The following is an 11,655-nucleotide window of genomic DNA, read 5'->3' on the forward strand; positions in this document are numbered from 1 at the left end:
AATGGAGACGCCAGATGTTCGGTGCCGTCCCGCTGCTGATCGTGCCCTTTGTCCTCTACAATCTCGGGCTGCTCGGAATATTCGGCAGCGGTGACGATCCCTGGGCAAGCGAGGTCTTTTCCGTCGGCATGATGTCCGGCGGGGTGTTCTCGATGACGCTCGGCGACCTTATGGTGCTGATCGGGCTCATCTTCCTCTTCGTCGAGATCGTGAAATCGGCGCGCACTACGAACGCCTCGATCATGGACCATCTGTTGTCGACGCTGGTCTTCGTGGCCTTCCTGGTCGAGTTCCTACTGGTCAAGGGCGCCGCGCATTCGGTCTTCTTCACGCTGATGATCATCGCGCTGTTCGACGTGCTCGCCGGCTTCTCGGTGTCGATGCGGTCGGCGAGCAGGGATATCAACCTGAATTAGCCTCAGCCCGGATCGGCGGTGAAGCCGGCGGCCTCGATGCCGGCGATGGCGGCGGCTTCGTCATTGTCCGAGCTGTCGCCCGAAATACCGACCGCGCCTATGATGCTGCCTGCCTTGTCGCGGATCAGCACGCCGCCCACGACCGGCAACACGCGTCCGCCCGAGACGTCGGAGATGCCGGTCATGAGATGCGGGCGCTCCTTGGCGAAGGCCTCGACGCGGCGCGAGCCCATGCCGATGGCGAGCGCGCCATAGGCCTTGCCGGCCGACATTTGCGGGCGCAGGAACGAGGCGCCGTCCTGGCGCTGGAAGGCGACGAGATGGCCGCCGGCGTCGAGCACCGAGACGCCGAGCGGCCTGAGCTTGAGCTCCGCGCCCTTGGTGAAGGCGGCATCGATGATCTCGAGGGCTTTGTCGAGCGGCAGTGCGGTCATGGCGATCTCCTGTTTGAACGGATAATCATCGGCAGCCAGCCGGACGAGGCAATCCAGGTTCCGGTTGAAATTGCTTCGTGGAAAGCGGGGTGAACGCGCCGATCCGGATCGCGCCTATGCCGCGATCCACCAAATGCGATCAACGGCCACCGGCTCAGGGCCGGCAACGAAGCAACCGGGAGCGGCGTGCTACTTCTTCTTGGCGCGGGCGGGCTTCTTGGCGGGCACTGCCGGCGCGTTGGCAAGGTCTTCGGCTTCCTTGGCCAGCCGCAGCGCCCGCAGCTTGTCGGTCTTGACCTTGCGGGCAGCGCTCTCGGCGACATACTCGGCCATCGCCTTCTGTCGGACCGTGGCCGCTTCCTCCTGCTTCTTGAAGCGCAGATCGGCGCGCGCGCGGGCAGTATCCCTAGAGTTCTCAACCAAGAGTCTGTTCCAATCTCGTGACGTGATTTTCGGCCTCTTGTAGCAGAGCCGGCCATTCAACGGGGAAAATAGTTGGTCACGCGGCCGGGTTGGCGCCGAGAGCCTTGCTGGCGAGCACGGCCTCATAGGCGGCCTGCAGGGTCGCGCGTACAGAGGGGCCGGACGCTGCATCGAGGGGCGTGCCGAGATGCTCGTGGCGCAACTCATCCATGAATTTCTCCCATAGCGGCGGCCCGCCCTTTTCCAGAAGCTCGGCCCGGATCGACAATTCCTCGCTGACCGGCAGCCAGACGCGGCCCCAGGCGCCGAGATGGGCCAGGATCGGCACCAGGGTGATCGCCATTTCGGTCAGGCTGTAGATCGCCTTCTGCTTGTGCGAAGGATCGTCGGCCTTGGTCAGCATGCCCAGATCCATCAGCCGCTTCAGCCGGTCGGCCAGTATGTTGGAAGCAATGCCTTCCATCGACCCGTTGAGCAACTCGCGAAAATGGCGCCTGCCGCCAAAAATCATGTCGCGAAGGATGATCAGGCTCCAGCGGTCGCCGAACACTTCCAGCGAAAGATTGATCGGGCAACCCGAGCGGCGATCGATGTTCATTCGACTTCTCCAAAACCGGTTGCATTATTGTATCGGTTTTATTATGGTGCAACCGATTGCAAAATGCAAGCAGATGAGGAGGCGACGCGATGACGAAGACTGGACGCCCCACTATCATATCCGAAGCCTTTGGCGACCCCGCCGACCCCGCTCTGCTGCTGATCATGGGAGCGATGGCCTCAATGCTGTGGTGGCCGGAGGCGTTTTGCCGGAAACTCGCCGCCGCGGGACTGTTCGTAATCCGCTATGATAATCGAGATACCGGCCGCTCGACCAAATATCCGCCGGGAGAGCCGCCCTACACGTTCGACGACATGGCCGACGATGCGATCGGCGTTCTCGACAGCCACGGCCTCGACAAGGCGCATATCGCCGGCATGTCGATGGGCGGCATGATCACGCAGCTCGTGGTGCTCAAGCATCCGTCCCGCGTCGCGTCGCTGACCGTGATCAGCAGCTCGCCGATGGGAGTGGACACCTCGAACCTGCCGCAGACCAGCGATGCCTATATCAAACATTCGGCTGAAGGCGCGCACATTGACTGGTCGGATCGCCGCCAGGTCATGGACTTCATGATCAAAGATGCCAAGGCGATCGCCAGCACAGCGCATCCCTTCGACGAGGGCCGCATGAGAGCCTTCATCGAGCGGGACTATGATCGCTCCGGCGGCCTGCTCAGCGCGACCAATCATTTCCTGCTCAAGGGCGATAGTGATCGATGGAGGGGCCGACTGCACGAGATGAACGCGCCGCTGCTGGTAATCCATGGTACGGCCGATCCCATCTTTCCGGTCGAGCATGGCGAAGCGCTGGCCGGGGCGGTCGCCGGCGCGAAACTCCTCCGGGTTGAAGGCGGTGGCCACGAACTGCATCCGGACGATTGGGATGTGATCGTCACCGGCATCGTTGCTCATATCCGGGCCGATTGGCACTCAAAGCGCGGTCCTGACGCCACAAGTTTGGGCAATAGTTAAGTAAACATTTCGGTACTAGACGACGTGAACCCCGAGACAGGTGAGCAAAAATGTCCCTGACGCTTCACTATCATCCGCTGGCCTCGTTTTGCTGGAAGCCGCTGATCGCGCTCTACGAGAACGGCACGCCGTTCGCGTCCGTCATCGTCGATCTCGGCGACGAGCAGTCGCGAGCGGCCTTCCTGAAGATAGCGCCCTGGGGCAAGATGCCCGCTTTGCGTGACGATGCGCGCGACCGCACCGTGCTGGAGTCGACCCTCGTCATCGAGTATCTGGCCGCGCACTATCCCGGACCGGTCGACCTCGTCCCCGCCGATATCGACCTCGCAATCGCGGTTCGCCAGGCCGATCGCTTTTACGATCTCTATGTGCAGGAACCGATGCAGAAGATCGTCGGGGACCGGCTGCGCCCGGAACGTAGGACCGATCCGTTCGGCGTCGAACAGGCGCGCGACCAGTTGCGCAATTCCTATGCGATCATCGAGCAGGAGATGGCGTCGAGGAACTGGGCTGTGGGCGACGCCTTCACCATGGCCGATTGCGCGGCCTCGCCGGCCCTGTTCTACGCCAACAAGGTCGAGCCATTCGGCGACAGATATCCTGCCGTGAGTCGCTACCATGACCGGCTGTTGCAGCGGCCGGCCTTCGCCCAGGTGATTGAGGAGGCGCAGCCCTATTTCAAGCTCTTCCCCTATAATGATGGCTGATCGTGGTGCGTGACCGGTCGTTTGAACAGGAACGATCAAGTCTCCCAAAATTGGTCGAGCCAGATGTTGAGTTTCAGGAAGCCGGCATTGCTCACCGTATAGACGCGCCGCGTGCCTTCGGCCTTGGCGTGGACAAGGCCGGCATCGAGCAACACCTTCAGATGCTGCGATACGGCCGGACGTGAGACCGGCAGCCCGGCTGCCAGTTGATTGACGGTTTTGGGACCGCGTCGAAGTTCTTCCAGGAGATGGCGCCGGTTGGGATCGGCGATCGCCATGAAGGCGTCGGAAAGCATCATGCCTCATTTGTGGGGCAAAGTTCTTCGAATCTCAACCGTTTGCTTCTGCTTTTCTTCGTGGGTCAAGCCGCAATGCTTCCGGCGTCACCGAACGGTCGGCGGGCTGCGTCTTGAAGGCGTCGCGGTCCTCGATCGGCACCGGCGCGCGGCGGCTGATGCGCAGCAGCGTGTAGCCTGCCAGGGAAAGATGCGCGAAGGCGGTCGCCAGAAACAGGCCCTCCGGACGCATCCAGCCCATCAGGGCGGCCGCCAGCAAGGGTCCGATCATGGTGCCGAAGCCATAGAGCAGCAGCAGGCCGCCCGAAACCTTGACGAAGTCCTCGGCACTGGCGTGGTCGTTGGCATGCGCCACGGCGATCGAGTAGAGCGTATAGGCGAAAGCACCGTAGGCGGCGGTGAAGACGATGACGAAGACGCCGGAGCGCGGTTCGAACAGGAAGATCAAGAGCGCGAACAGCGCAGCGCCGAAAGCGGCACCCGCCAGCACGAAGCGCCGGTCGGTCTTGTCGGAGAAACGCCCGGCCGGAAGCTGCATGGCGGCACCCGCCACCACCACCAGGCTCATCATCAAGGCGATCTCAGCGGTGGAGATGCCGATGCGGGCGCCATAGACGGCGCCAAGCGTGCCCCATGCGCCGTTGGCGATGCCGATGAGGACGCAAGCGATGGCCGAGACCGGCGAGTTGGCGTAGAGCCCCTTGACGTCGAGCTTGACGTCCTGGAGCGGCTTGGGGTGCGAGGCGGTCGATACCGCGGTCGGGATCAGTGACAGGCAGAACAGGATGCCGGTGATCATGAAGAGTGAGGCCGATTTCACGTCGCCGCCGGCGACGATCATCTGCCCGCCCATGATCGAGGCATAGGTGACCATCATATAGAGGCCGAAAACGGTGCCGCGATTCTCGTTGGTGGCCTTTTCGTTCAGCCAGCTTTCGATGACCATGAAGGCGCCGGCCATGGTGAAGCCGGTGAAGGCGCGCAACAGGATCCAGACATATTCGTCGATGACCAGTCCGGTGAGCAGCGCAACGATGGCGCCGGACGCGGCGAAGGCGCCGAAGGCGCGCACGTGGCCGGCACGGCGCACGATACGTGGTGCAAAGAAGCAGCCGGTGACGAAGCCGCCGGCCCAGGCTGTGCCCATCAGGCCAAGCGATGCGGTGGAGAAGCCTTCCACCTGGCCGCGCAGCGGCAACAGCAAGCCGTGCAATCCCGACGCTGCCAAAAGGAAGGCGGTGCCCCGAAGCAGCGAAAGGATCGGTCTGTAGGCTGCGAGCATTTTTTGATCCGGCTGAAATCGAGGAGAGACGCAGAGTCTGAAGACAGTCGCATTCGGGCTTTTCGGAGGCGGGTCTTTTCGGCCTTATCCGCGGCGGAACAGCGCCTCGGCCGCGGATTTGGTGCTGTCCTTCGACTTGAGTTCAGCCTCCAACCGGGCGATCTCGTCACGCAGGATGCCGATCCGTTCCGACAACTCGCCGACGGAGAGCAGCGACAGGTCCTGCCCGATCTCGTGCGGACGCGCCTTCTTCTTGGGTTCGTCGTCGAAGATCGCCATTTGTGCTCCTCCTCCGCCATACCGATTGGCCATTTGCCTGATTTGCCAATGAGCATACATAGGGCAGGGGCGTCGATGCAAACAGCCGGCAAGAATGCGGCGAGGAAAGACGGGAGATTTCATGGCGAGCGGATCTAAAATTCCGGCAAGGATGACGGCCATCGCGATCTCCGAGCCGGGTGGGCCCAGGGTGCTGAAACCGGAGACGCGCGATGTGCCTGTGCCCGGTCCCGGCGAGATATTGATCAAGGTGCGCGCCGCCGGCGTCAACAGGCCCGACGTGCAGCAGCGGAAGGGCGCCTATCCGCCGCCGCCCGGTGCGTCGGACCTGCCGGGCCTGGAGGCGTCGGGCGAAGTGGCCGCGCTCGGCGACGAAATCTCTCGCTGGCGCCTTGGCGAGCGCGTCTGCGCGCTCACCCCCGGCGGCGGCTATGCCGAATATGTCAAGGTTCATGCCGGCAGCGTGCTGCCGCTGCCGGCCGGTTTCACCCACACGGAAGCGGCGGCCGTGCCGGAAAACTATTTCACCGTCTGGCACAATGTGTTCGAGCGCGGCGGCTTGAAGAAAGGCGAAACGCTGCTGGTTCATGGCGGCTCTTCGGGTATCGGCACAACGGCGATCCAGCTTGCATCGGCCTTCGGTGCCCATGTCATCACTACGGCCGGCAACAAGGAGAAATGCGATGCCTGCCTGAAGCTCGGAGCCGACCGGGCGATCAACTACCGCGAGGAGGATTTCGTCGCAGCGGTCAAGGAAGCGACGGGCGGCAAGGGTGCCGACGTCATCCTCGACATGGTCGGCGGCGACTATGTGGCGCGCAACTACGAGGCCGCGGCGGTCGAGGGCCGGATCGTCCAGATCGCCCTGCAAGGCGGCGCGGTGGCGAGCGCCGATTTCTCGAAAATCATGGTCAAGCGGCTTGTTCATACCGGTTCGACACTGAGGCCGCGCACCGTCGAGTTCAAGGCGGCGCTGGCAGCCGCGCTCGAAGCGCAGGTGTGGCCGTTGCTCGGCACGCGCCGGATCGCGCCCGTCATGGACATGATCTTCCCGCTTGCCGATGCCTGGCGGGCGCATGAGCGTATGGAGGAAGGCGATCATATCGGCAAGATCGTGCTCGACGTCGGCTGACGGGAACATTGCCGATGCCCGGCTGGCCGAGGCGGGCTCATACCCGCGACCCGGCCCCTGCCTGCAAGCTGAACAAAAGCTTAATGGTGCAATGCAGCATTTGCATCATTGCTATGCAAAATCAGCCATTCAAGTGCCGCTCGATGATGACTATTTGAGCATCATCGAAACGAACACCCCATTTGGAGGACTGACATGAACCCGATCCGCGCTTTCCGTAACTGGCGTATGTACAACGAGACCGTGCGCGAACTGAACCGCCTCAACGCGCGCCAGCTCAGCGATCTCGGCATCAACCGCGCCGACATCGAAAAGATCGCCCGCCAGGCGATCTGACTTCAAGAACCGCCCCGCCGCAAGGCGGGGTCGCAAAGCAGAGCAGCCGCAGACGCTTGCTCGTCGCCGGTTCCGAACCCGCCGGACCTGTCCGGCGGGTTTTGTCTTTCTGGACCCCAAACATATTCGCGGCACCATTTTCATGCCGCCCGTGATTGATCTGCCCCGGTGTGGTTGCCAGATCGACGGGCGTTCCCAAAAACGCCTTCCCAAAAACATTGCGGAACCGCCGGAGAGCGGTTATATAACCTGCGAATTTCCCATTTTGGTGGCTCTAAACCACCGCCCGCGCGGGAACGCGGGCGAACGAGAAGGATTTTTAAAATGGCCAATACGCTGCTGATGCCAAAGGCGACCGCTGTCTGGCTGGTCGACAACACCGCGCTTTCCTTCGAGCAGATAGCACAGTTCTGCGGGCTGCATCCGCTCGAGGTCAAGGCGATCGCCGACGGCGAATCGGCGCAAGGCATCAAGGGCATGGATCCGATCATGACCGGCCAGTTGACCCGCGACGAGATCGCGCGTGCCGAGAAGGATCCGAACCAGCGGTTGAAGCTTTCGGACCCCAAGGTGCGGGTGCCGGAATCCAAGCGCAAGGGGCCGCGCTACACCCCGCTGTCGAAGCGTCAGGACCGACCGAACGCCATTCTCTGGTTAGTGCGCAACCATCCCGAATTGAAGGACGCGCAGATCTCGCGCCTCGTCGGCACCACCAAGTCCACGATCGAGCAGATCCGCGAGCGCAAGCACTGGAACTCTGCCAACCTGCAGCCGATGGACCCGGTGACGCTCGGTCTCGCCTCGCAGATCGATCTTGACATGGAAGTCAACCGCGCATCGCGCGGCCGCGAGCAGGCACAGCCGGTCGGCGACACATTGCTGCCGGCGGCGCTGACCGAGCGCCTGGTTCCGGCTCCCGAAAAGCCGAAGGACGAGGATGCCGAACTCGACGCCAACGCCGTGTTCGCCAAGCTCTCGGCTCTGAAGTCGAAGGACAGGGATAACGACGAGGAGTAGAATTCTCGCGAACTCGACCGAAAAGCCCGCTTCGAGCGGGCTTTTTTACGGGTTGGGAGATTTCAGCTTCGCGCCGCACGGTCCGGCGCCATGCCGTAATCCTCGCTGCGTTCCACCGCCCGGTAAAAATCGGCGAGCTGCTTGCCGCGCTCCGGCTTGAAGACGCGGCCTGCGATGACCACCGAGGCGATGCGATCGATGCGGAAGGCGCGGAAATCGTCGCGCATCTCGCACCAGGCGACCAGCGTCCACACCTTGCCCCAGAACCAAAGGCCCAAGGGCCTGATGTCGCGGGCGGTGCCGCGGCCGGCTTCGTCCGAATAGTCGATGGTCAGCACCTGGCGCTTCTCGATGGCGCGCTCGATCAGGTCGATCGCCTCGCGCGCGGCATCGCTCACCACCCACATCGGCGTGTGGATCTCGGTGCGAGCGATACGGTCCTTTTCGGCATCGGGCAGCACCGCGCCGATCTTGACCAAAGCCTCATCAGCGGCCCGGGCCATGGCCGCACCGCCAAAGGCACGCACCATGCGGGCGCCGGCGACCAGCGCCACGATCTCGTCACGCGTGAACATCAGCGGTGGAAGGTCGAAACCCTCCCTCATCATGTAGCCGACGCCCGCTTCCCCATCGATCGGCACTCCGGTCGACTGAAGGTCGGCTATGTCGCGATAGATGGTTCGCTCGGAAACCTCGAGCCATGTGCCAAGCTTCTGCGCGGTGACCAGACGGCCACCGCGCAAATGCTGCACGATCTGGAAGAGCCTGTCGGCGCGTCGCATCGTATGGTCCCTCGATGTTGTTCCTATGCATGTCGCCCAAAACCGGTTGGGCTGCATGCATCGTGTTCTTGCGCATGCCTTTATTCCGAAACCGCAGAACACTCGGCGGCATGCATCATGGTTTCAAGCCTTCGCACTTGCGCTGCGCGGCCACAAATTCCGCGCCGAAGGACAATTTCCTCCTTGTCGGCGTCATTGGCATCGAGCTCGCGCCAGAAAGGCGCGACATCGCTCAGCGTCATGCCGCGCCCGAGATACTCAATGGCTGCTTCGGCAACGGTACGCCGATGATAGCCGATCGCGACCGGGCATGTCACTTCGGCGCCACGTTCAAAGGGAAGCGCCGTGCGCAGCACGCGAACGTCCATCTCGACGCCTTCGGGAATCGAGCGGATGAATTCGTCGACCTGTTGCGCCGTCGGCACCAGCGTCGTCTGGTCTTCGACTCCATCTGCCACCGTGCGCGGGGCCGGTCTGATGCCGTTGACCCCCGGCGTGTTCAATCTGTCGGTCCAGCTCTTCATCGCTCGTCCTGTTCACCGCTCGCATCTATGGCATGGCGCTCCTGACACCATTCTGTCAGGAGGGTTCAGCATACTCCCTGGCGAACAGCGTCCGCATCTCGGCAAGTTCGCCGTTTCGTTCAGGATAGAGCGTCTTCAGGAAAGCCAGCGCGAAGGTGCCGGGCGCCGAACCTGGCGCGGAAACGATCTTGCCATCGGACACGGCATGCGGCACGTCCTGATAATTGTGATCGCCGGCATAGCCAGCAATGTGGCGGTTGATCCAGTCACGGCCATTGCTGGTGTGCCTCGCCTTCTCGAACATGCCGGCTCGGGCCAGCGCCAGCGTTCCGGCGCAGATACCGCCGACGACACCATCCCGCATCGCAACGTCCCTAAGCAATTCCGCCACCTCGGGCGGCGCCTCGCCCGCCCATCGGTCGGAGCCAATGACGGCGATGGCATCGAGATCGGCATTTTCATCAGCGCCGGCCGAGCGGTCGGGCGTCAGCCGGAAACCGCTGATCCCGCTCACCGGCCTGCCATCGGGTGTCAGCGAAACCGCGCGGGCGCCGAACCATTCGACCGCCGAGGCGGCCAGCAGGCCATATTCCCAGTCGGCGAAGCCGTCCATGAAAAGAAGGCCAATTGTCTTCTGCTTGGGCATACGCTCGCTCCGTCCCTCGCGTGCCGGACTTATCCTCTGGGCGTTGGGGCGCCTACATCCAACCGCTTTGCCGAAAAATTCGTCTCAATTGTCGCGAAGGCGACGTTCGGCATACATGTCCGGCCAGCCGATATCCTTGCGAATGTCCGCCGGCAGCGAGTTGATGAACCGCTGGGTGCGGATCTCGTTGCGCATCGTACGAATCTTGCCGACATAGTGCTGCATGCCGCGCAGAATGGTGGAACCGGTCATGGCTAGTCTCCTCTCTGTGAATGAAGACAGTATCGCACACCCCTCCTGACAGCAGTCTGTCAGGAGGATGGCAGGGCTGGTTGCGATCGGTGCGTTATCCCTGTGAAGGTGTCGTTTTCACTGCATCAGACCGCGGCCCGAAGCAGGTTTAGAAGGCCGAGATTGTTCACTAATGCAATGCCTGGTCATGATCCATTGTTCAGCCTTTGGCGACGGACTGTCAGGATACGTGGTCTCCAGCCAGGGATCCGAAGTTCTGATATGGAAGGAGAAAATTCTTCCCCAAAAACAGGGAGACGACCATGAGCCTTCAACTGACAGGAATTCACCATCTGACCGCCATCACCGCCAATGTGCGTGGAAATCTTCATTTCTATACAAGGGTGCTGGGTTTGCGGCTGGTCAAGAAGACGGTGAACCAGGACGATACCTCAGCCTACCATCTCTTCTATGCCGATGGCGAAGCGACGCCGGGCACCGACCTTACTTTCTTCGACTGGCCGGTCGGCCGCGAGCGACGCGGCACCCACAGCATTGTCCGGACCAGCCTCAGGGTTGGTGGCGAGGACAGCCTTGCCTGGTGGAAGCAACACTTGACTGACGAAAATATCGTCACGAGTGAGATTGCCGACATCGGTGGCTACGCCAGCCTGGATTTCGAGGACCCCGAGGGCCAGCGTCTGCGCCTCGTCAGCGATGACGGCAAGGGCGACAGCCGCCCCTGGGCGCAAAGCCGCGTGCCGGTCGAACACCAGATCCGCGGGCTCGGGCCGATCGTCATCAGCGTTCCCGACCTCACCAATACCGAAGCAGTGGTGACGCAAGTGATGAACATGCGCAAGGTCCGAGACTATGCCTCGCCGGAGGGCCAGGTTCAGGTCTTTGAAATGGGCGAGGGTGGGCCGGCGGCGGAATTGCACGTCCTGGTGCAGCCGGGACTGGCGCCGGCAAGGCAAGGTGCCGGTGCGGTTCATCACGTCGCCTTCAGGGCGCCGGACCAGGAGACGCTGCATCAATGGACGGCGCGGCTGGCCGAATTCCGTCTGCCGTCGAGCGGCGAGGTCGAGCGCTATTATTTCCGCTCGCTCTATTTCCGCGAGCCGAATGGCATCCTGTTCGAGATCGCCACTGACGGGCCGGGGTTCACCGCCGACGAACCGCTGGAGACGTTGGGCGAAAAGTTGGCCCTGCCGCCATTCCTGGAATCGAAGCGCGCTTCGATCGAGGCCGGCCTCAAGCCGCTGAAGTAGATCGTTCCCCGAACAAAGGCTGGCGCCGCGTTCCAGTCCGGATCGCGGCGCCTATTTTTTTCGAGCGACGAACGACGCGCTTTGACAGCCGACCGCGATGCTGGTCAAAGGCGGCATGTCGAAACTCCTCGCCCTCGTCATCCTTGGCATCATGGTCATCCAGTTGATCAAGCCGCTCGGCTGGCCGGGGCTGAAACGGCGCAGCGACTTCTGGAAGCTGGCGCTCCTGGCCATGGCGGCCATTTCGATAACGGCCGTGCTTGGACATTGGACGTAGCGCAGTTCCAGGAAGGTGTCTGGCGGTTTC

The 11,655-nt window shown here is 62.5% G+C and carries 18 protein-coding genes; 8 read left to right on the forward strand and 10 right to left on the reverse strand.

All coding sequences use genetic code 11. The features are described from left to right. The first annotated feature begins 14 nt into the window (after window positions 1-14). On the forward strand, window positions 15-416 hold the full coding sequence (locus tag FJ426_RS27860) for a hypothetical protein (protein WP_140500511.1): 402 nt from the start codon (window positions 15-17) through the stop codon (window positions 414-416). A 2-nt stretch (window positions 417-418) separates the two neighbouring features. On the opposite strand, the gene FJ426_RS27865 is transcribed toward FJ426_RS27860, so the two are convergent. The 3 genes from FJ426_RS27865 to FJ426_RS27875 all read right to left on the reverse strand — a co-directional run bounded on the left by FJ426_RS27865 (window position 419) and on the right by FJ426_RS27875 (window position 1,871). Then, window positions 419-850, reverse strand: a complete 432-nt coding sequence (locus FJ426_RS27865) for a heme-binding protein (RefSeq protein WP_140562417.1) — start codon at window positions 848-850, stop codon at window positions 419-421. Between the two features lie 189 nt (window positions 851-1,039). Beyond that, complete coding sequence (locus FJ426_RS27870; protein ID WP_140562418.1) at window positions 1,040-1,273, reverse strand: hypothetical protein; 234 nt, start codon at window positions 1,271-1,273, stop codon at window positions 1,040-1,042. A 76-nt stretch (window positions 1,274-1,349) separates the two neighbouring features. Then, window positions 1,350-1,871 (reverse strand): helix-turn-helix domain-containing protein, encoded by a 522-nt coding sequence (locus FJ426_RS27875; RefSeq protein WP_140500517.1) that lies wholly within the window; start codon window positions 1,869-1,871, stop codon window positions 1,350-1,352. A gap of 89 nt (window positions 1,872-1,960) precedes the next feature. On the opposite strand from FJ426_RS27875, the gene FJ426_RS27880 reads away from it, so the two are divergent. Continuing rightward, window positions 1,961-2,845, forward strand: coding sequence for an alpha/beta hydrolase (locus FJ426_RS27880; protein WP_140517604.1), 885 nt, complete (start codon window positions 1,961-1,963; stop codon window positions 2,843-2,845). 50 nt (window positions 2,846-2,895) lie between these two features. Next, window positions 2,896-3,552: a glutathione S-transferase family protein gene (locus FJ426_RS27885; RefSeq protein ID WP_140517605.1), complete on the forward strand. Its 657-nt coding sequence runs from the start codon at window positions 2,896-2,898 to the stop codon at window positions 3,550-3,552. Between the two features lie 35 nt (window positions 3,553-3,587). Here FJ426_RS27885 and FJ426_RS27890 read toward each other — a convergent pair whose 3' ends face one another. The 3 genes from FJ426_RS27890 to FJ426_RS27900 all read right to left on the reverse strand — a co-directional run bounded on the left by FJ426_RS27890 (window position 3,588) and on the right by FJ426_RS27900 (window position 5,409). Further along, a complete protein-coding gene (locus tag FJ426_RS27890) occupies window positions 3,588-3,851 on the reverse strand; it encodes a metalloregulator ArsR/SmtB family transcription factor (RefSeq protein WP_140500522.1) in 264 nt (87 codons plus the stop codon). 31 nt (window positions 3,852-3,882) lie between these two features. Next, a complete protein-coding gene (locus tag FJ426_RS27895) occupies window positions 3,883-5,130 on the reverse strand; it encodes an MFS transporter (protein ID WP_140500523.1) in 1,248 nt (415 codons plus the stop codon). Between the two features lie 84 nt (window positions 5,131-5,214). Next, complete coding sequence (locus FJ426_RS27900; RefSeq protein ID WP_140500525.1) at window positions 5,215-5,409, reverse strand: DUF1192 domain-containing protein; 195 nt, start codon at window positions 5,407-5,409, stop codon at window positions 5,215-5,217. Between the two features lie 121 nt (window positions 5,410-5,530). Here FJ426_RS27900 and FJ426_RS27905 point away from each other — a divergent pair, with 121 nt between their 5' ends. The 3 genes from FJ426_RS27905 to FJ426_RS27915 all read left to right on the forward strand — a co-directional run bounded on the left by FJ426_RS27905 (window position 5,531) and on the right by FJ426_RS27915 (window position 7,894). Further along, complete coding sequence (locus tag FJ426_RS27905; protein WP_140500527.1) at window positions 5,531-6,541, forward strand: NAD(P)H-quinone oxidoreductase; 1,011 nt, start codon at window positions 5,531-5,533, stop codon at window positions 6,539-6,541. 195 nt (window positions 6,542-6,736) lie between these two features. Next, complete coding sequence (locus tag FJ426_RS27910; RefSeq protein WP_140500528.1) at window positions 6,737-6,877, forward strand: DUF1127 domain-containing protein; 141 nt, start codon at window positions 6,737-6,739, stop codon at window positions 6,875-6,877. A 324-nt stretch (window positions 6,878-7,201) separates the two neighbouring features. Beyond that, window positions 7,202-7,894 carry a DUF1013 domain-containing protein gene (locus FJ426_RS27915; RefSeq protein WP_140517606.1) on the forward strand — a complete coding sequence of 231 codons (693 nt, stop codon included), beginning with the start codon at window positions 7,202-7,204 and terminating at the stop codon, window positions 7,892-7,894. 62 nt (window positions 7,895-7,956) lie between these two features. Here FJ426_RS27915 and FJ426_RS27920 read toward each other — a convergent pair whose 3' ends face one another. From FJ426_RS27920 to FJ426_RS27935, 4 genes are all read right to left on the reverse strand, one after another. Beyond that, window positions 7,957-8,676, reverse strand: coding sequence for a YafY family protein (locus FJ426_RS27920; protein ID WP_140500532.1), 720 nt, complete (start codon window positions 8,674-8,676; stop codon window positions 7,957-7,959). Between the two features lie 80 nt (window positions 8,677-8,756). Next, window positions 8,757-9,200 (reverse strand): hypothetical protein, encoded by a 444-nt coding sequence (locus FJ426_RS27925; protein ID WP_224519157.1) that lies wholly within the window; start codon window positions 9,198-9,200, stop codon window positions 8,757-8,759. Window positions 9,201-9,255: 55 nt separating this feature from the next. Beyond that, the gene (locus tag FJ426_RS27930) at window positions 9,256-9,846 is read right to left on the reverse strand and encodes a type 1 glutamine amidotransferase family protein (protein WP_140561546.1); all 591 of its coding nucleotides are present in this window, start codon (window positions 9,844-9,846) and stop codon (window positions 9,256-9,258) included. 84 nt (window positions 9,847-9,930) lie between these two features. Further along, on the reverse strand, window positions 9,931-10,098 hold the full coding sequence (locus FJ426_RS27935) for a hypothetical protein (RefSeq protein WP_140500534.1): 168 nt from the start codon (window positions 10,096-10,098) through the stop codon (window positions 9,931-9,933). Window positions 10,099-10,400: 302 nt separating this feature from the next. Here FJ426_RS27935 and FJ426_RS27940 point away from each other — a divergent pair, with 302 nt between their 5' ends. Together FJ426_RS27940 and FJ426_RS27945 are read left to right on the forward strand one after the other, a co-directional pair. Next, entirely contained in the window at window positions 10,401-11,348 is a 948-nt protein-coding gene (locus tag FJ426_RS27940) for a ring-cleaving dioxygenase (RefSeq protein WP_140500536.1), read from the forward strand. A gap of 97 nt (window positions 11,349-11,445) precedes the next feature. Then, window positions 11,446-11,625: a hypothetical protein gene (locus FJ426_RS27945; RefSeq protein WP_181165425.1), complete on the forward strand. Its 180-nt coding sequence runs from the start codon at window positions 11,446-11,448 to the stop codon at window positions 11,623-11,625. The last annotated feature ends 30 nt before the right edge of the window (window positions 11,626-11,655 follow it).

Origin of the sequence: Mesorhizobium sp. B2-6-4, assembly GCF_006441495.1 — a bacterium.
Taxonomy (GTDB): Bacteria; Pseudomonadota; Alphaproteobacteria; order Rhizobiales; family Rhizobiaceae; genus Mesorhizobium.

Bases quoted from the DNA above. Each gene is read 5' to 3' on its own strand.
- FJ426_RS27910 (WP_140500528.1), top strand. From the start codon at position 6,737: ATGAACCCGATCCGCGCTTTCCGTAACTGGCGTATGTACAACGAGACC.
- FJ426_RS27860 (WP_140500511.1), top strand. From the start codon at position 15: ATGTTCGGTGCCGTCCCGCTGCTGATCGTGCCCTTTGTCCTCTACAAT.
- FJ426_RS27900 (WP_140500525.1), bottom strand. From the start codon at position 5,409: ATGGCGATCTTCGACGACGAACCCAAGAAGAAGGCGCGTCCGCACGAG.
- FJ426_RS27935 (WP_140500534.1), bottom strand. From the start codon at position 10,098: ATGACCGGTTCCACCATTCTGCGCGGCATGCAGCACTATGTCGGCAAG.
- FJ426_RS27930 (WP_140561546.1), bottom strand. From the start codon at position 9,846: ATGCCCAAGCAGAAGACAATTGGCCTTCTTTTCATGGACGGCTTCGCC.
- FJ426_RS27945 (WP_181165425.1), top strand. From the start codon at position 11,446: ATGCTGGTCAAAGGCGGCATGTCGAAACTCCTCGCCCTCGTCATCCTT.
- FJ426_RS27865 (WP_140562417.1), bottom strand. From the start codon at position 850: ATGACCGCACTGCCGCTCGACAAAGCCCTCGAGATCATCGATGCCGCC.
- FJ426_RS27915 (WP_140517606.1), top strand. From the start codon at position 7,202: ATGGCCAATACGCTGCTGATGCCAAAGGCGACCGCTGTCTGGCTGGTC.
- FJ426_RS27880 (WP_140517604.1), top strand. From the start codon at position 1,961: ATGACGAAGACTGGACGCCCCACTATCATATCCGAAGCCTTTGGCGAC.
- FJ426_RS27905 (WP_140500527.1), top strand. From the start codon at position 5,531: ATGGCGAGCGGATCTAAAATTCCGGCAAGGATGACGGCCATCGCGATC.
- FJ426_RS27920 (WP_140500532.1), bottom strand. From the start codon at position 8,676: ATGCGACGCGCCGACAGGCTCTTCCAGATCGTGCAGCATTTGCGCGGT.
- FJ426_RS27875 (WP_140500517.1), bottom strand. From the start codon at position 1,871: ATGAACATCGATCGCCGCTCGGGTTGCCCGATCAATCTTTCGCTGGAA.
- FJ426_RS27940 (WP_140500536.1), top strand. From the start codon at position 10,401: ATGAGCCTTCAACTGACAGGAATTCACCATCTGACCGCCATCACCGCC.
- FJ426_RS27890 (WP_140500522.1), bottom strand. From the start codon at position 3,851: ATGATGCTTTCCGACGCCTTCATGGCGATCGCCGATCCCAACCGGCGC.
- FJ426_RS27925 (WP_224519157.1), bottom strand. From the start codon at position 9,200: ATGAAGAGCTGGACCGACAGATTGAACACGCCGGGGGTCAACGGCATC.
- FJ426_RS27895 (WP_140500523.1), bottom strand. From the start codon at position 5,130: ATGCTCGCAGCCTACAGACCGATCCTTTCGCTGCTTCGGGGCACCGCC.
- FJ426_RS27885 (WP_140517605.1), top strand. From the start codon at position 2,896: ATGTCCCTGACGCTTCACTATCATCCGCTGGCCTCGTTTTGCTGGAAG.